General features: G+C 59.6%; 17 protein-coding genes. 9 read left to right on the top strand and 8 right to left on the bottom strand.

All coding sequences use genetic code 11. The annotated features are described in order from the left end of the window. The first annotated feature begins 13 nt into the window (after positions 1-13). The 5 genes from trxA (at position 14) to pbpC (ending at position 9,563) form a co-directional block, all read left to right on the top strand. The gene (gene trxA, locus FB593_RS11545; protein WP_003511373.1) at positions 14-982 is read left to right on the top strand and encodes a thioredoxin; all 969 of its coding nucleotides are present in this window, start codon (positions 14-16) and stop codon (positions 980-982) included. A gap of 68 nt (positions 983-1,050) precedes the next feature. Further along, positions 1,051-1,722, top strand: coding sequence for an LON peptidase substrate-binding domain-containing protein (locus tag FB593_RS11540; protein ID WP_003511372.1), 672 nt, complete (start codon positions 1,051-1,053; stop codon positions 1,720-1,722). Positions 1,723-1,732: 10 nt separating this feature from the next. After that, positions 1,733-1,921 carry a Trm112 family protein gene (locus tag FB593_RS11535; RefSeq protein WP_003511371.1) on the top strand — a complete coding sequence of 63 codons (189 nt, stop codon included), beginning with the start codon at positions 1,733-1,735 and terminating at the stop codon, positions 1,919-1,921. A gap of 122 nt (positions 1,922-2,043) precedes the next feature. Continuing rightward, positions 2,044-7,488 carry an alpha-2-macroglobulin family protein gene (locus FB593_RS11530; RefSeq protein ID WP_145166576.1) on the top strand — a complete coding sequence of 1,815 codons (5,445 nt, stop codon included), beginning with the start codon at positions 2,044-2,046 and terminating at the stop codon, positions 7,486-7,488. Next, entirely contained in the window at positions 7,485-9,563 is a 2,079-nt protein-coding gene (gene pbpC / locus FB593_RS11525) for a penicillin-binding protein 1C (protein ID WP_065687921.1), read from the top strand. The genes FB593_RS11530 and pbpC overlap by 4 nt, the downstream gene beginning before the upstream one ends. A 115-nt stretch (positions 9,564-9,678) precedes the next feature. On the opposite strand, the gene FB593_RS11520 is transcribed toward pbpC, so the two are convergent. Then, positions 9,679-9,975 carry a hypothetical protein gene (locus tag FB593_RS11520; protein WP_065687920.1) on the bottom strand — a complete coding sequence of 99 codons (297 nt, stop codon included), beginning with the start codon at positions 9,973-9,975 and terminating at the stop codon, positions 9,679-9,681. A 682-nt stretch (positions 9,976-10,657) separates the two neighbouring features. Beyond that, positions 10,658-11,821: a M20 aminoacylase family protein gene (locus FB593_RS11515; RefSeq protein WP_025595401.1), complete on the bottom strand. Its 1,164-nt coding sequence runs from the start codon at positions 11,819-11,821 to the stop codon at positions 10,658-10,660. A 224-nt stretch (positions 11,822-12,045) separates the two neighbouring features. Between FB593_RS11515 and FB593_RS11510 the strand changes: the two genes are divergently transcribed. Then, positions 12,046-13,104, top strand: coding sequence for a D-alanyl-D-alanine carboxypeptidase family protein (locus FB593_RS11510; RefSeq protein WP_046205618.1), 1,059 nt, complete (start codon positions 12,046-12,048; stop codon positions 13,102-13,104). A 208-nt stretch (positions 13,105-13,312) separates the two neighbouring features. Next, positions 13,313-14,458: a CobW family GTP-binding protein gene (locus tag FB593_RS11505; RefSeq protein WP_145166575.1), complete on the top strand. Its 1,146-nt coding sequence runs from the start codon at positions 13,313-13,315 to the stop codon at positions 14,456-14,458. 106 nt (positions 14,459-14,564) lie between these two features. Here FB593_RS11505 and FB593_RS11500 read toward each other — a convergent pair whose 3' ends face one another. From FB593_RS11500 to FB593_RS11480, 5 genes are all read right to left on the bottom strand, one after another. Further along, positions 14,565-14,801 (bottom strand): sulfurtransferase TusA family protein, encoded by a 237-nt coding sequence (locus FB593_RS11500; RefSeq protein WP_025595404.1) that lies wholly within the window; start codon positions 14,799-14,801, stop codon positions 14,565-14,567. Further along, on the bottom strand, positions 14,798-16,096 hold the full coding sequence (locus FB593_RS11495) for a L,D-transpeptidase family protein (protein ID WP_065687918.1): 1,299 nt from the start codon (positions 16,094-16,096) through the stop codon (positions 14,798-14,800). Before FB593_RS11495 ends, FB593_RS11500 begins: the two co-directional genes overlap by 4 nt. Before the next feature lie 290 nt (positions 16,097-16,386). Next, entirely contained in the window at positions 16,387-17,340 is a 954-nt protein-coding gene (locus FB593_RS11490; protein WP_003511360.1) for an acetyl-CoA carboxylase carboxyltransferase subunit alpha, read from the bottom strand. A gap of 63 nt (positions 17,341-17,403) precedes the next feature. After that, a complete protein-coding gene (locus tag FB593_RS11485; protein WP_410171195.1) occupies positions 17,404-18,384 on the bottom strand; it encodes a site-specific tyrosine recombinase XerD in 981 nt (326 codons plus the stop codon). A gap of 11 nt (positions 18,385-18,395) precedes the next feature. Beyond that, positions 18,396-18,569 carry a hypothetical protein gene (locus FB593_RS11480; protein WP_003511358.1) on the bottom strand — a complete coding sequence of 58 codons (174 nt, stop codon included), beginning with the start codon at positions 18,567-18,569 and terminating at the stop codon, positions 18,396-18,398. A gap of 188 nt (positions 18,570-18,757) precedes the next feature. On the opposite strand from FB593_RS11480, the gene FB593_RS11470 reads away from it, so the two are divergent. Then, positions 18,758-19,339, top strand: coding sequence for a shikimate kinase (locus tag FB593_RS11470; protein WP_003511357.1), 582 nt, complete (start codon positions 18,758-18,760; stop codon positions 19,337-19,339). A 5-nt stretch (positions 19,340-19,344) separates the two neighbouring features. Then, positions 19,345-20,478, top strand: a complete 1,134-nt coding sequence (gene aroB / locus FB593_RS11465; RefSeq protein ID WP_003511355.1) for a 3-dehydroquinate synthase — start codon at positions 19,345-19,347, stop codon at positions 20,476-20,478. 19 nt (positions 20,479-20,497) lie between these two features. Here aroB and FB593_RS11460 read toward each other — a convergent pair whose 3' ends face one another. Then, entirely contained in the window at positions 20,498-20,779 is a 282-nt protein-coding gene (locus FB593_RS11460; RefSeq protein ID WP_019564879.1) for a BolA family protein, read from the bottom strand. Positions 20,780-20,792: the final 13 nt, after the last annotated feature.

Below are 20,792 nucleotides of genomic sequence, written 5' to 3'. Positions count from 1 at the left end.
ACGGGAGACCGGCATGAGCGGCACGAACAATCCTTACGGCAGTTCCTATGGCGGGCAGATGTCCGGCAACGCACAATATAGCGGGGAGCTGAACGGCGCGTCTTCCGGACACATCAAGGACACCACAACGGCGGCCTTCTCCAAGGATGTTCTCGAGGAATCGCGCCACCAGCCGGTTCTGGTGGATTTCTGGGCACCGTGGTGCGGCCCATGCAAGCAGCTGACGCCGGTTCTCGAAAAGGCAGTAAACGAGGCGAATGGCCGCGTGAAGCTTGTGAAACTGAATATCGACGATCACCCGTCTATTCCAGGACAACTCGGCATCCAGTCCATTCCCGCTATCGTCGCTTTCCTGGATGGCAGGCCGGTGGATGGCTTCATGGGCGCGGTACCGGAAAGCCAGATCAAGCAGTTCATCGACAAGATCGCCGGACCTGATGCGGGTGATCCGAAGGCTGAGATCGAAGCGGTTCTGGCAGAGGCAAAGCAGCTTCTGGCGGATGGCGATCATAATGGCGCGGCACAATTGTTCGGCGCGGTTATGCAGGCCGATCCCGAAAACGCCGCCGCAATCGCTGGTATTGCCGAATGCATGATTGCCGTTGGACAATATGAACGGGCAAGCGAACTCCTCTCGTCCCTGCCGGCGGAAGTGGCCGCAGATGCTGGCATTCAGCTAGTCTCGAAAAAGATCGCGCAATATGAAGAAGCCCGCAAGATTGGCGACCCGGTGGCGCTGGAACGTGATCTCGCGCTCGATCCCGATAATTACGAGGCTCGTGTGAAGCTTGCCAAGGTCCTCAATGCTCAAGGGCGGCGGGATGAGGCAGCGGATCATCTGCTCTATGTCATGCGCAAGGACAGAACCTTTGATGATGACGGCGCGCGCCGCCAGCTTCTGGAGTTTTTCGAGGCCTGGGGCTTCAAGGATCCGGCAAGTGTGGCCGGGCGCCGGAAGCTTTCGGCGATCTTGTTTTCGTAATGCGGGCATATCCCGGCCATGGCGGTTGATCCGCCGGCCGGGCAGCGGTGAACAGGGGGCTTGATCCCATGCATGTCGGAAATGCGAGATATGTGAAGAACAATGATTTGCCGGAAACTGTGCCGGTATTTCCATTGTCGGGCGCGTTGCTTTTGCCGGAAGGCCACCTGCCGCTCAATGTCTTCGAGCCTAGATACCTCGCCATGATCGATATGGCACTGGCCGGCCACCGGGTCATCGGCATGGTGCAGCCGGCCCTTCACGTCATTGAGGGGGGGCATGATGGTGGTCCTTTGAGCGCTGTCGGATGTCTTGGTCGCATCACTTCCTTTTCGGAAACCGGGGATGGGCGTTATGTCATTTCGCTCACCGGCATCTGCCGCTTCCGCCTGCTGGAAGAGGTCGATGTGGGCAAACCCTATCGCAGTTTCCGGCACGCGCCCTTCATCGCCGATCTTTCCGGCGAGTATGATGAGGACGCTGTGGACCGCGAAAATCTGCTGCGGGTATTCCGTGCGTTTCTGGATGCGAACCAGCTGGAAGCTGATTGGGAAAGCGTGGAGCGCGCAGGCAATCGTGTCCTCGTCAATTCGCTTTCCATGATGTCTCCCTTTGGTCCCGCCGAAAAGCAGGCGCTGCTGGAAGCGCCTGACCTGAGGACGCGGGCCGAAACATTGATCGCCATCACCGAGATCGTTCTTGCCCAGGGCTCGGGCGAGGCCGGTACTGTGCTGCAGTAGGATCGCCGCCATGGACGACAGGATGAGCAATGCCGATCCCAAGCTGCTTGAGCTGCTGGTCTGCCCCTTGACGAAGGGACGTCTTTCCTACGATCGCGCCCGCAACGAGCTTGTGTCAGAAAGCGCAGGGCTCGCCTACCCGATCCGCGACGGGGTGCCGATCATGCTGATTTCCGAAGCGCGCAAATTAGAAGACTAGCGTTAGCCCTGCCTGCCGCTCTCTCCACAGTGTCACGTCGCAAATTGACGATGATGCGTTGACAACCGTGCGTGGATTTGACCAGAGTCCCGCCCGACATGTCTGTTGCGGGGAGAAAACTGATGTCGTTGCGCGCGCTCGTCCGGATCTCGTTGATTGCGGTCTCAACCGCCATTACTTTTATTCCAGCTGTGGCGGCGGAACCTTCCCGCAAGGTGGTTACCACCAAAAATGGCGATTATTTCGGGTTCGATCTCAGAACCGAGCAGAATGTCTCGCTTGAGCAGTGCGGCGAGATTTGCGTCGGCGATACCGCCTGCAAGGCGTTCACCTACAATCCCAAGGTGCAATGGTGTTTCCTTAAATCGGATTTCAATCAGCTCAATGCCTTCCCAGGTGCCGTCGCCGGCAAGATCGTGCAGGTTGTCGCTGAAGCCGATATCGGTGCACCGCAGCGTCTTTCTTTCGTGACTGATAGCCTGCAGCAGGAAGCGCGCCGGCTGAAATCGGGCCTTGCGGCAAGCGCGGAGCAGGAGAGCCAGGGACTGGAGAACCTGCTGCAAACGGCAAGGCAGCAGGCGGCAGCCGACGCGATCGAAACCTACAAGGCGGCTCTTGCGATTTCGCCCGATGACGGTGCTCTCTGGGCCGAATTTTCGCAAAGGGCGGCGCAGGTTACCGACAATTACGCGATTGCCGGCCAGGCCGCTTCCGCTGCCATCAATGCCTATCAGTTGAGCCGCACGGTCAGTGCCCGCACCGAGGCGTTGAACCGGCTGGCCCAGGCTTTCGAAAAGACCCAGAATTATCGCGCGGCGCTTAATGCCTATAAGGAGAGCCTCACACTTTCCGATAATGCGCAGACGAAGGCGGCCTATGCCGATCTGCGCACGCGCCAGGGATTCCGCGTCGTCAACAATACGATTGATACGGATAGTGTCAGCCCGCGCGCATGCGTGCAGTTTTCCGAACCGCTGGTGAAGAACGGTGTCGATTATTCCTCTTTCGTCACATTGGATGGTGCTGCACCCAAGGCGATCGAGGCGAAGGGCAGTGAGATTTGCGTCGAGGGGCTGACCCATGGTCAGCGTTACAAGATTGCGTTCCGCGCCGGCCTGCCGTCCTTGGTGGAAGAACCGCTGGAAAAGCAGGTCGATCTCGATATCTACGTGCGTGACCGTGCAGCGAGCGTCCGCTTCACCGGCGAGAACTTCGTGCTGCCGGGCACGGCGCGGCGCGGCATTCCCATCGTTTCGGTCAATGCCGAGAAGGCCGATCTGAAGCTTTACCGTATTGGCGACCGTAACATCACGTCGGTCTTGGCAAACTCGCAGTTTTTGACGCAGATGGACGGTTACAACGCCGACCGTATTGAAAACGAGATCGGCGAGCTGGTCTGGCAAGGTTCGATAGACATTCAGCCGGACCTCAACAAGGATGTAGTGACGAGCTTTCCGGTGGACGAAGCCTTGCCAGAGCGGAAGCCCGGCATCTATGTGCTGACCGCCGTACCGCCCGGCACCGCACCGGAGACATGGGATTCGCGCGCCACACAGTGGTTCCTCGTTTCCGATACGGGCATCACCACCTATGCCGGCACCGATGGCCTGAACGTATTCGTGCGCTCACTCGGCAGCGCCGCACCGCTTGGCGGGGTGGATTTGCAATTGCTCGCCAAGAACAACGAAGTGCTCGGCACGGCAAAGACGGATGCAGACGGCAGGGCAGTATTTTCGGCAGGCCTGATGCGTGGCACAGCGGCGCAGGCGCCAGCCATCCTCACAGCGCGCAACGGCGACAAGGACTACGTCTTTCTGGACATGACGCGCGCCGGTTTCGATCTTTCCGACCGTGGCGTGACTGGGCGCGCGGCCCCCGGCGCCATCGACGTGTTCAGCTGGACAGAGCGCGGCATCTACCGCGCCGGCGAGACCGTGCACGCGGCAGCGCTGGCCCGTGATGTTGACGGCAAGGCGATCGAGGATCTGCCGCTAACCTTCATCTTCTCGCGCCCTGATGGCGTCGAGGACCGGCGTTTCGTGAGCGACGGCAAGGCGCTCGGTGGCCATGCGGTCGATCTGCCCTTGCAGGCGAATGCCATGCGCGGCACCTGGACGCTGCGCATTCATACCGATCCGAAAACGGCTGCGATCAGCGAAAAGAGCTTTCTGGTCGATGATTTCGTGCCTGATCGCACCGAATTTGATCTCTCCAGCAAGGTGAAACAGATCGAGCCGGGCGCGGAAACGGCAATCGACGTCGATGGCCGTTATCTCTACGGCGCGCCCGCAGCTGGCCTGACGCTGGAAGGTGAGGTCGCCGTCAAGCCGACCCGGACGAGTACCGACTTCGAGGGTTATTTCTTCGGTCTAGCGGATGAGGAAAGCGAAGAGGAAAATCGCACCGCGCTTGCCGATCTTCCGGCTCTGGACGAAGAAGGCAAGGCAAGCTTCAATGTCGATCTGACGGATTTGCCTTCCACCACGCAGCTGCTTTCCGCCAACATCACCGTTCGGATGCGCGAGGCCGGTGGCCGCGCCGTCGAACGATCTCTGACGCTGCCGGTGAAGGCGCAAGCACCTGTCATCGGCATCAAACCGCAGTTTTCGGGTGATCTCGCCCAGAATTCCGTTGGCCGTTTCCACATTATCGGCGTGACAGCTGATGGCGCGAAACAGGCGATGAGTGGCCTCAGCTGGAAGCTCATCAAGGTAGAGCGAAACTATCAATGGTATCGTCAGGGTAACTCCTGGCGGTACGAACCGGTGGAATATACCAAACAGACCGAAACCGGCACGGTTTCCGTCGACGCCAATGGCGGTGAGATTTCCGTGCCTGTCACCTGGGGCCGCTACAGGCTGGAAGTGGAAGGTGCCGGCAATGGCGCACCGGTTTCGAGCGTCGAATTCGATGCTGGTTTCTACGTCGAGGCAAGCTCGACAGAGACGCCGGATGCGCTGGAAATCGCGCTGGACAAACAAAACTACAAGATCGGCGATACCGCAAAACTCAAGGTATCGTCGCGTTTTGCCGGTCAGCTGATGGTCACGTCAGGTTCGGAAAAGCTGATTTCCGTGCAGAATGCTGAGATCGGTGAGGATGGCGGCGAGATCGACATTCCCGTTACCGAGGAATGGGGCGCGGGGGCGTATGTGACGGCCACGCTGTTCCGTCCGGGCGATGCGCAGGAAAGCCGCATGCCGATGCGCGCCATAGGCATCAAGTGGCTTGCCGTCGATCCCGCCGAGCGCAAGCTTGCGGTAACGCTAGGCGCGCCGCAGAAGACGCTGCCGCGTCAGCCGCTTGAAATTCCGATCAGTGTCGCCGGCGCGGGCGTGGGCGAAAAGGCCTATGTCATCGTCGCGGCTGTGGATGTCGGCATATTGAACCTCACCCGCTATGAACCGCCGAAGCCGGATGAATGGTATTTCGGTCAGCGACGGCTGGGGCTGGAAATCCGCGACCTCTATGGCCGCCTGATCGACGGCTCGCTTGGCGCCACCGGTCGCCTGAGAACGGGCGGTGATGGCGGGGGCGCAGCACTGCAGGGCAGCCCGCCCACCGAAAAGCTCGTGGCCTTCTTCTCGGGACCTGTCGAACTTGACGCAGACGGCAAGGCGACGGTGAGCTTCGATATTCCTCAGTTCAACGGCACGGCCCGCATCATGGCTGTCGCCTGGACGAAGACTGGCGTGGGACATGCGGTCTCCGATGCCGTCATTCGAGATCCCGTGGTGGTGACGGCCAGTGCACCGAAGTTCCTCGCGCCCGGCGATGTCTCGCAATTGCGGCTCGATATCGCCAATACCGATGGTGAGGCCGGCGACTACCGGCTGGATGTGACCAGCAACACGGCACTTACGGTCGATCAGGGTGAGATGTCGCAGACCCTGGCACTGCAAAAGGGCGGCAAGTCGTCGCTGACCGTGCCGTTGACAGGCGAACAGCCGGGCAATGGCGCAATCATCATCAAGGTCTCCAATGCTGCCGGTCTTTCGCTGGAGCAGGTATTGAATGTTCCCGTGCGTCCAGCCGTTCTGCCGGTCACGACGCGGCGTGAAATCAAGATCGCGCCCAATAGCAGCCTGACGATAAATGGCGACCTTCTGGCCGATAGCATGCTTCTCGGTTCGTCCGTCGCCGTCAACGTCACACGCTCGCCAGCCTTCGATATTCCGGCGCTGGTGATGATGCTCGACAAATATCCTTACGGCTGCGCCGAGCAGACGACGAGCCGCGCGTTGCCGCTGCTTTATCTCTCGGAAATGACCAAGGATAGCGGCATTGCCGAGGACCCGGATACCCGCCGCCGCGTGCAGGAGGCGATCTACCGGGTGCTGTCCTTCCAGTCGAGTTCCGGCAGTTTCGGCCTCTGGTCTCCCGGTTACGGAGATCTGTGGCTGGATGCCTATATCAGCGACTTCCTGACCCGTGCGCGCGAGCAGGGTTACGATGTTCCCGAACAGGCGATGGTGCAGGCTTTGAGCAACCTGCAAAACGGTCTTTCCTACGATAGCAACGTCAAGGATCGCGGCAACGAGATCGCCTATTCGCTTTACGTTCTGGCGCGCAACCGCAAGGCGGCGATCAACGATCTCAGATATTATGCGGATACGGCGCTTGCCGATTTCCCCACACCGCTTGCCAAGGCGCAGGTTGCCGCAGCCCTTTCGCTTTATGGAGATCAGGCACGCGCGAAGACTGTGTTCGGTGCCTCGCTCGATATGGCGAGCCGTGCCACCAAGGTTAGCTTCGCAAGGGCGGATTACGGTTCCGCCCTGCGTGATGGCGCAGCGACGCTGGCGCTTGCGGCGGAAAGCCGTCCGGTTCCTGCCGTCGTGCCGCAACTTGCAGGTGCCGTGGCGAAGGAATGGGAAAAGAAACCCTATACCAGCACCCAGGAACAGGCATGGATGCTGCTTGCCGCCCGCGCCGTCAAAGGTGAGGACAAGGATATCCGTCTTGATGTGAACGGCGATTTGCAGACCGGTGGTTTCGGCAAGCGGATGAGCGGCGACGAATTGCTGGCGGCACCCTTGAAGATCGCCAACGCGTCGGCTGATCCGGTCACGGCGGTGGTCACCACGGTCGCGCCCCCGGCACAACCGCTTGCCGCCGGTGGCGAGGGCTTCACCATTACCCGTACCTATTATTCCATGGATGGCGAGGAGGTGAACGCGAGCGAGGTGGTGCAGAACGAGCGTTATGTGGCGGTGCTGAATGTCACGCCTAAAAATGACTGGCAAGCACGCATTCTCGTGACTGACCTTCTGCCTTCCGGTTTTGAGATCGACAATCCGAGCCTCGTCAATTCTGCCGCCCTTTCGAATTTCGACTGGTTGCCGGAAACCGAAGCTGCGCATACCGAATTCCGCTACGACCGGTTCGTTGCGGCCTTCGACCGCACGGCTGGCGACAGTTCGGAAATCACGCTGGCCTATGTGGTCCGGGCCGTCACCCCAGGCACTTATGATCATCCGGCGGCCTCGGTCGAGGATATGTACCGGCCGCAATTTTCCGCCCGCACGGCAACGGGCCGCATGGAGGTGCGTTCGGCAACCCCATGAGGCGAAAAAAGGCGATCATCGTCGGCATCGTGTCGGCCGCTCTGCTTGTAGGCGGTGCGGCCTTCGGTCTCGATGCGCTGGACAAGGCCTATCCACCACCGCTGGAGGCTGCGCAGCAGCGGTCCTTCGAGGTGCTGGATAAAGACGGGCGGTTGCTGCGCGCATTTGCGACACCTGATGGCCGCTGGCGGCTGAAAACCAGCGCTGCAGAAGTCGATCCGCAGTTCCTGCGCATGCTGATCGCTTATGAGGACCAGCGTTTTTACAACCATCACGGCATTGACCCGTGGGCGCTGCTGCGCTCCGCCTGGCAATTGGCAAGCAACGGCCGGATCGTCTCCGGCGCCTCGACGCTTTCCATGCAGGTGGCGCGGCTGATCGAACCGCGCACCGACCGGTCGTTTTCGGCGAAGTTTCTGCAGGGATTGCGCGCGCTCCAGATCGAAAGACGGCTCGACAAGGCGGAAATCCTCGATCTTTATCTGAATATCGCGCCTTATGGCGGCAATCTTGAGGGTGTTCGTGCCGCAAGCCTCGCCTGGTTTGGCAAGGAGCCCGCCCGGCTCGACACGGCGGAGGCGGCTCTTCTGGTTGCGCTGCCGCAATTGCCGGAGAAACGCCGACCGGACCGCTTTCCGGATGCGGCAAGGCAGGCGCGGGAGAGGGTTTTGCAGCGCCTTGCCGTGGAACGCGTGGTAGGTGAAGGCGAAGCAGAGCGGGCGACCCTTGCAGCCGTTCCCGCCAACCGGCGCGATCTGCCGGCCTATGCACCGCACATGGCGGCTGCCGCACGCGTGAAGTTTGCCAATGCCACCGAGGCGCACTCGACGCTCAGATTGCCGATCCAGCGGGAACTAGAAGCCGTTGCCCGCCATGCAGCGGAAAAGCTGACAGAAAAGGTCTCAGTCGCCATCGTCATGGCCGACGCGCAGACCGGTGATATTCTGGCTGAAGTTGGTTCGGCTGATTATCTCGATACTGCAAGGCGCGGTTTCGTGGAGATGAGCCGCGCCGTGCGCTCGCCGGGCTCCACCCTCAAGCCGTTCATCTATGGCCTTGCCTTTGAAAATGGTCTCATCGGGCAGGAAACTATCATCGAGGATCGCCCGGCGGATTTTTCCGGTTACCGCCCGCGTAATTTCGACATGCACTATCAGGGTGATGTCAGCATCAGGCAGGCACTGCAACTGTCGCTCAATGTGCCCGCCGTAAAGCTTCTGGATGCTGTCAGCCCGTCTGCGCTGATGGTGCGTTTCCGCCGCGCGGGCGTGAAGCTCGTGCTTCCCACCACCGAGGCGCCGGGGCTCGCCATTGCGCTAGGAGGTGCTGGTATTTCGCTGGTTGATCTGGTGCAGCTTTATGCGGGCCTTGCCGGCGGCGGCGACCCTGTGCGGCTGGGGGACGGTGTGCGCTCCGCGCCGCAACGGCTTGCCGGAGATCGGCTGTTTGCCGACGCTGCGATCTGGAACGTCTCCGACATCCTGTCCGGTGTGCTGCCGCCACTCGGCATGAAGCAGCGCGGCATCGCCTACAAGACCGGCACCAGCTACGGTTACCGTGATGCCTGGTCGGTAGGTTATGACGGGCGGCATGTCATCGGCGTCTGGGTCGGTCGTGCCGATAACGGCGCCGTCCCGGGCATTGCCGGTTATGCGACGGCAGCCCCGATCCTCTTCGAGGCTTTCGAGAAATCCGGCGTGGCGATCACGCCAATGCCTGCTGCACCTTCTGGCGTCGCGCGGGTGGCCGTGAGCGACCTTCCCGCCAACCAGCGGCGTTTCACATTGACCGCAAGCGGCCTGCTTTCGGCCTCAAGGCGCGAAAGCGCGCCGCGCATCGTCTATCCACCGGAAGGGGCTAGGGTGGAGCTCTCCAGCCAGTCAGGCATTTCGCCGCTAGTGCTGAAGCTGCAAGGCGGCCGCGCGCCCTTCCGCTGGCTCGCCAACGGCAGGCCTCTCCCGGATGCTTCGCTCCGCCGCAACAGCGAATGGCGACCGGAAGGGCAGGGGTTTTCAACGCTGACCGTGATCGACGCCGATGGCCGCGCTTCGAGCGTGCGCGTTTTCATCGAGTGAATTTTTGACGGCTTGCGCACCACGCTGCTGAACGCCGCGTCGCAGGCAGCTTCTTGCCCGCGTCATAGAAGTTCATTTGCAGAGACCTGATGCAAAGTGGAAGGAGGAACGGCGATCACGCAACGTCGAGTGAATGACGATCGATACGCTCCTGAAGTGCGGCCACAACTGCATGCAGGAATTCTCGGCATCGAGGGTCGACGGTCTTCGCCAGTGTCATTTCCAGCCGGCTGCGGATCTTGTGCATGAACCCAACATGATCGAAGCTATCGGCAGCGATATTTACCTCGACTTCTTCCATATAGTGCAACAGGTGCGGTTCCAGTGCGAGATTTGGGTCCATCCGGTATCGGGTGGCCATCTGCTCTGCAAGCGTTCCCATCTGTACGTATGGGCCATATTCGTTGATCATTCTGTCTCCTTCATCGGGTGTGAGCATCTTAGATAGGTGCTGTTTGTGGATGCACGAGATGTGTTTGCGATCAAACGCGCAAAAGACCGGAGCTAATTGGTAAAACGAACGTGACCAATCGATGCTTCGCCGTTCGAATATGCCGGTGTGCACGCTGAGCGAAACGGGACAGCTATTATGTTTGTCTAGGACTAGAGCCGCATGGCGAGCAGTGAAGCGGGTCACGACATTCCGCTCTTTTTTATATTATTGTTTTAAACTGAATTTACAGGAAAATGGTGTCCACGAGAGGATTCGAACCTCCGACCCCAGGATTCATACCACTTCGGCTTTAGCCGCCGCCCATCTCCATTGGATAGGACGTTCGTGGTCTGGACTGTCCCTTCACCGTGAGCCTTTCGGCTTTTAGGTGCTGCCCATCCAGTCTCTACACCTTCACCGGATTTCTCCGGAGCTTGGCTCGGGATTGGCATGCTGGAAGACCAGCGAAGCTTTCCCCGACTTTGAGCAGATCGATTGCGTCGTTTCTGGGCGCAACCCCCAATTTGTCTTAGGAATCCTGTGCTCTATCCTGCTGAGCTACGTGGACACTGAATTGCTCTTTAACCTGCCGTAGCCGGCGGATCAACCGCGTTCTTTATCGCGGTCGACCTGTTCCTCTGCTTTCTTTGCGTCCCGGCAGTCAGTTCGTCAGGCGTTGCTCGGCAAGTTTCACCCAATAGGAAATGCCGTAGGCGATGGCGTCGTCGTTGAAATCGTATCCAGGGTTGTGAAGGCCGGCCGAATCGCCGTTGCCGATGAAGATGAAGGCACCCGGCCTTTCCTTCAACATGAAGGAAAAATCCTCGCCCGCCATGGAAGGGTCGACATCGGGGTCGACGTTCTTTTCACCAGCCACATCGCGGGCGACGCGGATGGCGTGGTCGGTCTCGTCCGCATGGTTGAAGGTCACCGGGCAATAACGCTCATAGACGACCTCGGCTTCCGCTCCATTTGCTAGCGCTATGCCTTCCGCCATCTGCTTTATGCGATCCTGCGCGAGATCACGCACCGTCTCGTCCAGACTACGAACCGTGCCGGCAATCAACGCGTCGTTGGGAATGATGTTGTGGCTGGAGCCGGCATGAAAGCGGGTGACGGACACGACCACGGATCGGATCGGATCGGCATTGCGCGAGGCGATCATCTGCAGATTGCCGACGATCTGTGCGCCGATCGTGATCGGGTCGATCGTGCGGTGCGGCTGGGCTGCATGGCCGCCACGACCTTTGACCGTGATCGAGAACTTGTCCGGTGCCGCCATGATGCCGCCCTTGCGGATGGCGAACGAGCCGAGCGGAATACCCGGCATATTGTGCATGCCGTAGACCTCATCGATGCCGAACCGCTCCATCAGGCCGTCCTCGACCATGGCGAGAGCACCCGCACCGCCTTCTTCGGCGGGCTGGAAGATGACCGCGATGGACCCGGCGAAATTGCGGGTTTCCGCGAGATATTTGGCGGCGCCAAGTAGCATGGCGGTGTGGCCGTCGTGGCCGCAGGCATGCATGGCGCCTGCGGTTTTGGAAGCCCAGGGTTTGCCGGTTTCCTCAAGGATGGGAAGAGCATCCATATCCGCCCTAAAGCCGATGGTGCGATTGCCCGGAATATTGCCTCTGATGATGCCGACCACGCCCGTGCGGCCAAGACCGGTCACGATTTCGTCAACGCCGAAAGATTTCAGCTTGTCCGCAACGAAAGCTGCGGTGTTGTCGACATCATATAAAATCTCGGGATTTTCATGCAGGTGACGCCGCCATTCGCTGACTTCCTGCTGAAGTTCGGCGGCTCTGTTCAAAATCGGCATTCGTTCATTCCTGGGTTCATCGGTGCGGCATGGCGTAAAAGCCTATCCTCCGCGGTGGATAGTGCGCCGCATAATTGACGTAATCAATGTACTTTGCCATTGCTAGGACATATATGGTGAATATTGCCATTCCCTGACTGAAGACGGGAATTCGAGGATAAGCCTTGCCACAGAATCTTAAATCGCCAAACGCTGCCCGACGGCTCTCCGCAGCCATTGCCATCATGACCGCCGGCCTTGTTGCCGCTGCACCCGTGGCGAATGCCAATCCGAAAATGGTGGTCGATGTCAAAACCGGCAAGGTGATTTCCCACCAGGAAGCGTTCCGCAAGTGGTATCCGGCCTCGCTGACCAAGCTGATGACCGCCTATATCGCCTTTTCGCAGATGAAGGCCGGCAAGCTCAGCCCGCAGACGGAAGTGGTGATGAGCAAGAAGGCCGCCGACCAGCCGGCCTCGAAAATGTATTTCAAGCCCGGCCAGAAGCTGACGATGGACAGCGCACTGAAGCTGCTGCTCATCAAATCCGCCAATGATATCGCCGTGGCGATTGCCGAAACCATCGGCGGCACCAGCGATAATTTCGTGGCGCAGATGAATGCGCAGGCGCAGCGGCTGGGCATGAGCTCCACCCGTTACATCAACGCCAACGGCCTGCCCGGCAAGGGCCAATATACGACGGCGCGTGACCTTGCGCTTCTGGCGTTGATCATCAAGCGGGAATTCCCGGAATATGCCCATTATTTCTCGCTGGAAGGTGTCACCACCGGCAAGAAGGACTACGCCAACTTCAATATGCTTGTTGGCCGCTTTGATGGCGCAGATGGCATGAAGACCGGCTTTATCTGTGCATCCGGTTTCAACCAGGTGTCCTCCGCCGTGCGCAACGGCCGTTCGGTCATAACTGTGGTGCTGGGGGCAGATAGCCTTGCCGGGCGAACCGACCAGTCCGCTGATCTGCTGCAGATGGGACTGACGGCGCCCTCGGGCCAAGGCGTTTCACTCGCCTCGCTGGCACCCTATGGCGATACCGCCGAGGTAAACGACGTCAGTGCCGAAATCTGCAATCCGAAGGCAGCCAAGGTGCGCAGCGAAAGCCGCGACGAGACCGGCCGCATGGTCATCCATTCGCCCTACGTTACGGAAATGACCCGTCCGCCGGAATATTCTTTCGCGGGTCTCATTCCCGGCAGTGAGACGGTGGCGGTCAACACCGCCAAGGGTGCGAGCGCCAAGGGACAAGTGGCCAACGTGCCGATTCCGATCCCGCGTCCGACATTCTGATTTCGCCTAACCGCACTCTTTATGGATGAGGGCGCGCGCGAAGCCTGAACGCTGCGCGGAATCTGTATTCGCAGCTTCGGTTTGTTATGATATTACAGTGTCGCTCGTGGCCTTCAGGCCCCGGGCGATTTTTTGTGATTATTGCGCGGTTCCGGATCTAATCTCGTCCAACGATCTGCCGGAGCGGCCATCAACATACAGGCAAGACATGTCTCGCGATCGCATACCGGTTTCCATCATCACCGGATTTCTCGGCGCCGGAAAATCGACGCTGCTCAACCGGCTTCTCAAAGACCCCGATATGAGCGACGCCGCGATCATCATCAATGAATTCGGCGATGTCAGCATCGACCATATGCTGGTTGAAAGTGCAGGCGAGGGCATCATCGAACTGGCGGAAGGCTGCCTTTGCTGCACCGTTCGCGGCGAGCTGGTGGATACTCTGGCGGAACTGATGGACGGCATCCAGACCGGCAAGCTGAAGCCGGTGAAGCGGGTCGTGATCGAAACCACCGGTCTTGCTGATCCCGCTCCCGTCATGCAGTCTGTCATGGGCAACCCAGTGATTGCGCAGAATTTCGTTCTGAACGGCATCATTACGGTTGTGGATGCCGTGAACGGCCTGTCCACACTCGATAATCACGAGGAAGCGGTGAAGCAGGCGGCGGTGGCCGACCGGCTGGTGATGACGAAGCGCGCGCTTGCTGATGCTTCCACAATTTCCACGCTGACGGCCCGCCTTCAGGCGCTAAACCCGCGCGCGACGATCGAGGATGGTGATCGGGCGGATTGGAGTGCTACCGCACTGCTGGATAACGGTCTTTACGATCCCGGCAGCAAAAATGCCGATGTCGGCCGCTGGCTGGGGGAAGAGGCGGAACACGATCACCACGACCACGACCACGACCACGATCATGACCACCACCATCATGGCGACCACGATGGCCACCATCACCACCACGATGTGAACCGGCACGACGCGTCGATCCGTTCCTTCTCGATCATTCACGACCAGCCGATAGCCCCGATGGCAATCGACATGTTCGTGGACTTGCTGCGTTCGGCGCATGGGGAAAAGTTGTTGCGGATGAAGGCCGTCGTCAAGCTGTCGGACAATCCGGACCGACCCCTTGTGCTGCACGGGGTACAGAACATTTTCCACACACCCGAGCGCCTCGCGGCATGGCCGGACCCATCTGACCAGCGCACGCGCATGGTGCTGATTACCAAGGATTTGCCGGAGGCGTTCGTGCAGGACCTGTTTGCTGCGTTCACCGGCACGCCGGGCATCGACCGTCCGGACAGGCAGGCGATGACGGACAATCCGCTGGCGGTTTCGGGGTTAAGGTTTTAGGTCGCAAAACTGTGGTTGAAACCTGTGGGCAGGGCACCCTTTACCTTGTCGAGTATCTCACACTCAAGGGGGAGATCGAGTGGAGTATTCTCGGCAGCGAGGGTAATTACGCTCCCTTCACGATCCTGAATCGGTGTCCTTTGGTCAACGTCGTAGTTTCAACCAGGCTATGCCCATCCTGGTTGCACATATGGGCAATATCGATAACCGCCAGCGGGTCGGTCGTCTCTACAACAAGAACATCGCCCGCCTGCAGGCCAGAGAGTTTTTTACGGCTTCTTAAAACCGGAAGGGGGCATTTAAGCCCCCTCAAGTCGAAAACTATGTCAGCCGTGTCGGTCATTCCTTGGCCCAGAACTTCCAGAACGGCTTCTTTTCCGGCGCTTCCGCTGGCGGTGCTGCGGAAAAAGCGAGCGGGTTCATGGTCGGCACAGGGACCTGGGCGGCAGTTCCGTTCTGACCGGGCCCCGAAGCCGCAGGCGTAGCAGTGGCAACCATTGTCGGGGCCGCCGGGGCAGGGTTCGATTGCGGAGCTGAGGGCTGGGTCGCCGAAGGATGCGGCGTCCGCAGAGAAGACGCGGTTGCGGTGGTCGCCGGCGAAGACGAGGTCACCTGCTGCGCCTTCTTCTCCATCAGTGCGGCATATTCCGTTTCCTTCATCAGCTTGCCGGCCTTCAGCGCCGAGCCGGTCGGAGCATAAGCGGGTTCGCGGCCCTTGCGCTTTTCGGCAACCAGCGCCTTGCGCTCCGCCTCGCTCGGGTCGTACCAGGCCATGCCGTCATATTTCTTCATCGCCTTTTCATAGGCGAGATCATAGGTCTTTTCGTAGCTCGAAAGCGCGCTCACCAGTGCCGGCGGCGTGCTCATGGCCGGGCATTGCGCAGATGCGTTGAACGTGCCGCCTTCGGTCTGCTGGTTGAAGACATATTTCTTCTCGCAGACATTCACTTCCGGCGGGCGTTTCGTGACTTCGAAATTGTCGTAACCGACCTTCAGCATCTTCCAGAAATCGAGATGTTCGCTCTGGCGGTGGCGGGCCATGTTTTCCGCGGTCATGCGGAAGGGAAAGGCCTGCAGCTGAACGGTCTTCTGGCCACCCTTGAAGGCGTCGCGGGCGAAACCGTAGATTTCAAGGATCTGCGCGTCCGTCATCGAATAGCAGCCGGAGGACGAGCAGGCGCCATGGATCATCAGGTTGGTGCCGTTGCGGCCGTTGGCGGCATCGTAGCGGTTCGGAAAGCCGGTGTTGATGGCGAGGTAATATTTAGAGTTGGGATTGAGGTGCGCGGGCGTCAGGTTGTAGAAACCTTCCGGCGCCTGCCGGTCGCCCTCTTTCACCTTGGGGCCGAGTTTGCCGGACCAGGCGCAAATCTGGTATTCGGCAATCTTGTCGAAGCGGTTGTCGCGCTTGGCCTTCCAGATTTCCAACGCGCCTTCTTCCTTGAAGATGCGGATCATGATTGGCGAGGTGCGATCCATGTTCTTCTTGTCGATCTCGGCAAGAATGGACGGAGAAAGCGGGTAATCAACCTTGTTTTTAACGTGGGAGACGTCGCGTTCGACGGTTTCGAGCGTATCGTTGCAGCCGCTGAGAATGAGCGCGGTGCAGGCAAGAAGTGCAAAATGTGTCAAACGCATGATCTGATCCGAAAGACGATGGCACGGGCGACGGAGTTCTACACCGTCCCGCGTGTATTTTAAATACGGTATTAACCGTTTACATCTTCTTAACTCAAATCGGACCCGCCCCTGCGGCCGCCGATACATCTGTTGATGTGACCGGACTATGGCCGAGTTGGGGCGAGATTCAAGGAAAATAAGGCTGGAGCTAGATTGTTTTGGCTTCTTTTCGATCCACCAAAAAATCTAACTCCCTCTTTTTGCGCATTTCCGGACGTAAACCGCTGCGCACTTTTACTGGAAACGCTCTAAAGGTTTCTGCCGATATCCAGGAATTTCTGGCGGCGTTCGGCGCGCAGCTGCGTGCCCGAGCGCTGCGAAAGATCGGCGAGCGCCTTGGCGATAACGTCGCCGGTGGCACCAATCACGGCCGCCGGATCACGATGCGCGCCGCCCATCGGCTCGGGAATGATGCCGTCGATGACGCCAAGCGACTTCAGATCTTCCGAGGTGATTTTCATGTTGGTCGCGGCCTCCTTGGCACGGGTCGAATCGCGCCAGAGAATGGAAGCGGCACCTTCCGGCGAAATCACCGAATAGATCGCATGTTCGAGCATGTAGACGCGGTTGCCCGTGGCGATCGCGATTGCGCCGCCCGATCCGCCTTCGCCGATGACGACGGAGACGATCGGCACCTTGACGTTGAGGCACATTTCCGTCGAGCGGGCGATGGCTTCTGCCTGACCGCGCTCTTCTGCGCCGACACCGGGATAGGCACCAGCGGTATCGATGAGGGTCACGACCGGCAGCGAGAAGCGGTCAGCCAGTTCCAGCACGCGGATCGCCTTGCGGTAACCTTCCGGACGCGGGCTGCCGAAATTGTGCTTCAGGCGGCTTTTGGTGTCATTGCCCTTTTCCTGGCCGATAATGGCGACGGGCTGGCCATTAAAGCGGGCAAGGCCTGCCTGAATGGCAGCGTCTTCGGAAAATTTGCGATCGCCTGCAAGCGGCGTGAAATCCGTGAACAGCGCCTTGGCGTAATCGACGAAATGCGGGCGCTGCGGATGGCGCGCGACCTGCGTTTTCTGCCAGGCGTTCAGCTTGGAATAGATGTCCTGCATCGCGTCATTGACGCGTGATTCCAGGCGATTGATCTCCTCCGAGGTGTCTATGCTCTCGTCTTCATCGGCAAGCTTCTTCAGCTCGATGATCTTGCCTTCAAGGTCCGAGATAGGTTTTTCGAAGTCGAGATAATTGTGCATGAGATCCGTTTCCGATCGTTTTGCGCAAGGTTTGAGCCGGATTATCCGGCGGTTCCGGTCGCTCTAATCAAGGTTTTTGCCCTGTTTGGCAAGGGGGTGATGTGTTTGTACCAGCTCTTGCAGGCGTTCTTCCAGCACATGTGTATAGATTTGTGTCGTGGAAATGTCGGAATGGCCGAGCAGTTCCTGCACGGCGCGCAGGTCGGCGCCGTTCTGCAGAAGGTGGCTGGCAAAGGCGTGGCGCAGGACATGCGGTGACACCGCCGAGGGATTGAGGCCAGCTCGAATGGCAATGTCCTTCAGGTCGCGGGCGAAAACCTGTCGCGGCAGATGCCCTTCCTTGCTGTTTGAAGGAAACAGCCACGGACTTTCCGGACTGTCAGCCTTTTTGGGGGACGCGGGCGTCCTGCTTTTCTCAGGTACGAGCGACTTCCTGGCCGCGTCGTATTTGTCCATCGCGTCGATGGCCGCGCGAGACAGCAGCACCATGCGGTCCTTGTTGCCCTTGCCGCGGATCATCAGGAAGCGTCCCTCCTGGCGCAAAACCTTGACCGGCAGCGAAACGAGTTCGCTGACGCGCATACCGGTCGCGTAGAGAAGTTCGAGCAGGAGATGCATGCGGATGCGGGCAAGCTGGCCGGGGCCGGTTAAGGCGGCCTCTTCAGCAGCGATGCCAAGAAGTTTTGTCACGTCCGCGACGCTCATCGTCTTGGGCAGGGTGAGGCCCTTCTTGGGCGCATCAATGGTACCGGTCGGGTCGTCGCCGCGAAGTCCTTCAGAATATAGGAACCGGTAGAATTGCCGCATGGAAGACAGGCGTCTTGCCTGCGACGTGGCTGCAAAGCCCTGAGTGGAAAGATGGGTCAGATAGGCCGACAGGTCTGCCGTGGCGGCTTCCATCAAGGACTGGCCTCGGCCACCGAGAAATTCACGCAGATCGGAAAGGTCGCGTTCGTAAGAAGAGAGCGTATTGGCGGCGGCACCCCGTTCGGCGCTCATCATTTCCAGAAAACTTTCGAGCCGCGCGCCGTCCCGCCCGCTCATCTCTTTGCTACTCATGGGGTGCGCCTTGCCGGCTCCGCCGACGGCGGGTTCAGCCGCTCGGAAGGAATGCGCACCGTCACCTCGCGATCATTGGGCTTGACGAACATGACCAGCAGCACCATGCCGCCATAGATCAGCCCCGCGATGGTTGCCAGTATCATCGTGAAGCGGAAGAGGGTTGGCATGGCGGCTCCGTGAGGGTGGCAGTCTGAATGTATATGCGGTGCAGCGAAAGCGGCGACAAGATCAAAAAGCGGTAGTCCGCCGCTGCTGCATGCGGCGATGAATGTGATTCAACGCAATTCAGTCAGCAATTTGGCTTGACGCTTCGTAAACATTTGCAGATATCCATGCCAAACGGGCTTTCAATTTTATGAATGAAAAGAATTTATCTGTCCCGGTCACACTCGGGGAGCAAGCGCGGGCCAAGCTCGCCGGGCGCAACGTCGTCTTTGTCGGACTGATGGGGGCTGGAAAGTCCGCGATCGGTCGCATGGTCGCCCAGCAGCTCAAGGTCTCCTTCATCGACACGGATGTCGAAATTGAGCGTGTTTCCCGCATGACGATAGCCGAACTTTTCGCCACCTATGGCGAGGAGGAGTTCCGGGCGCTGGAAACGCGGGTCGTCAAGCGGCTGCTGCGCGGTGGCCCCAAGGTCATTTCTACCGGCGGCGGCGCTTTCATCAACGACAATACCCGCCGGCACATCACGCGCGGCAGTGTGTCGCTGTGGCTGAAGGCCGATATCGAGGTTTTGTGGGAAAGGGTCAACAAGCGTGATCATCGCCCGCTTCTCAAGACCGAAAACCCCAAGGCCACGCTGGCGGCCCTGATGGAGAAACGGTATCCGATCTATGCGGAAGCGGATCTGACCATCGAATCCCGCGATGTCCGCAAGGAGATCATCGTGACCGAAGTGCTGGCCGCCATCGCCGGCCTTGAACAGAAAGACTGAGCATCATGACGCCTTCCGAAATCCACACCGACGAACGTCTTGTCCATGTGCCGCTCGGTGAGCGCGCTTACGACATTCTGATCGGACCGGGCCTGATCGGCAGGGCGGGCGGCGAGATTTCGTCGCGGCTGAAGGGCAGGCGTGCCGCTATCATCACTGACGAGCATGTTGCACCGCTTTACCTCGAAGGCCTGATGGACGGCCTGCAGACGGATGGCATCGAAGCCGTTTCGCTGACCTTGCCCGCAGGCGAGAAGACCAAGAGCTTCGAACATCTGGTCACTGTTTGCGATGCCGTTCTCTCCGCACGGGTGGAGCGCAACGATGCGGTGATTGCACTTGGCGGCGGTGTTATCGGCGATCTCGCCGGTTTTGCGGCGGGCATCGTGCGTCGCGGCGTGCGTTTCGTGCAGATACCGACCTCGCTTCTGTCGCAGGTGGATTCCTCCGTCGGCGGCAAGACGGGCATCAATACCCGCCAAGGCAAGAACCTTGTCGGCGTTTTCCATCAGCCCGATCTGGTGCTGGCCGATACGGCGGTGCTCGATACGCTGAGCGAGCGCGAATTCCGCGCCGGTTACGCCGAGGTGGTGAAATACGGCTTGATCGACAAGCCGGACTTCTTCTTCTGGCTGGAAAAGAACTGGGATGAAATCCGCACCGGCGGTCCCGCCCGCATCCAGGCGATTGCCACAAGCTGCCAGGCGAAGGCCGATGTGGTGGTGGCCGACGAGAAGGAAAACGGCGTACGCGCCCTTCTGAACCTCGGCCACACATTCGGCCACGCGCTGGAGGCAGCAACGAATTATGACAGCAAGCGGCTGGTGCACGGCGAAGGTGTCGCCATCGGCATGGTGCTGGCGCACCAGTTTTCCGCCCGCCTCAACCTTGCAAGCCCTGATGATGCCGCGCGCGTCGAAGCGCACCTCAAGGCGGTTGGTCTGCCAGTGTCAATGAAGGATATTCCAGGTGAACTGCCGCCGGTCGAGATGCTGATGGCGGCAATTGCGCAGGACAAGAAGGTCAAGGGCGGCAAGCTCACCTTCATCCTAACTCACGGCATCGGCCAGTCCTTCGTGGCCGACGATGTCGCGACGTCCGAGGTGCAGTCTTTCCTGTCGGAAAAGCATCCCGGCTGAGGCTTAAGGCGCGCGTTGCCTAGAACCGCGTCGGCTCCCCCGGCGCCGCCGCCTCGATGGCGAGGGCATGCAGCCCGGCGTCGAGTTCCGGTTTCAAAAGTGCATTGATCGCCCGGTGGCGCTCAATGCGTGACTTGCCTGCGAAGCTTTCAGACACTATCTGAACACGCATATGCGTCTCGCCGGTGCCGGTTATGTCCGGCTGATGGCCGGCATGCATCTGGCTTTCATCGATCACCACCAGGCGTTCCGGCGAAAAGCTCTGCCGAAGCTTTGTTTCTATGCGTTCTCGCAGGGACATGCGATGGGCTCCA

Source organism: Rhizobium sp. SJZ105, from assembly GCF_007828365.1.
Classification (GTDB): Bacteria; Pseudomonadota; Alphaproteobacteria; order Rhizobiales; family Rhizobiaceae; genus Agrobacterium; species Agrobacterium tumefaciens.
The sequence above is the reverse complement of the archived record's forward strand: the minus strand, read 5'-3'. Positions and strand labels throughout refer to the sequence as shown.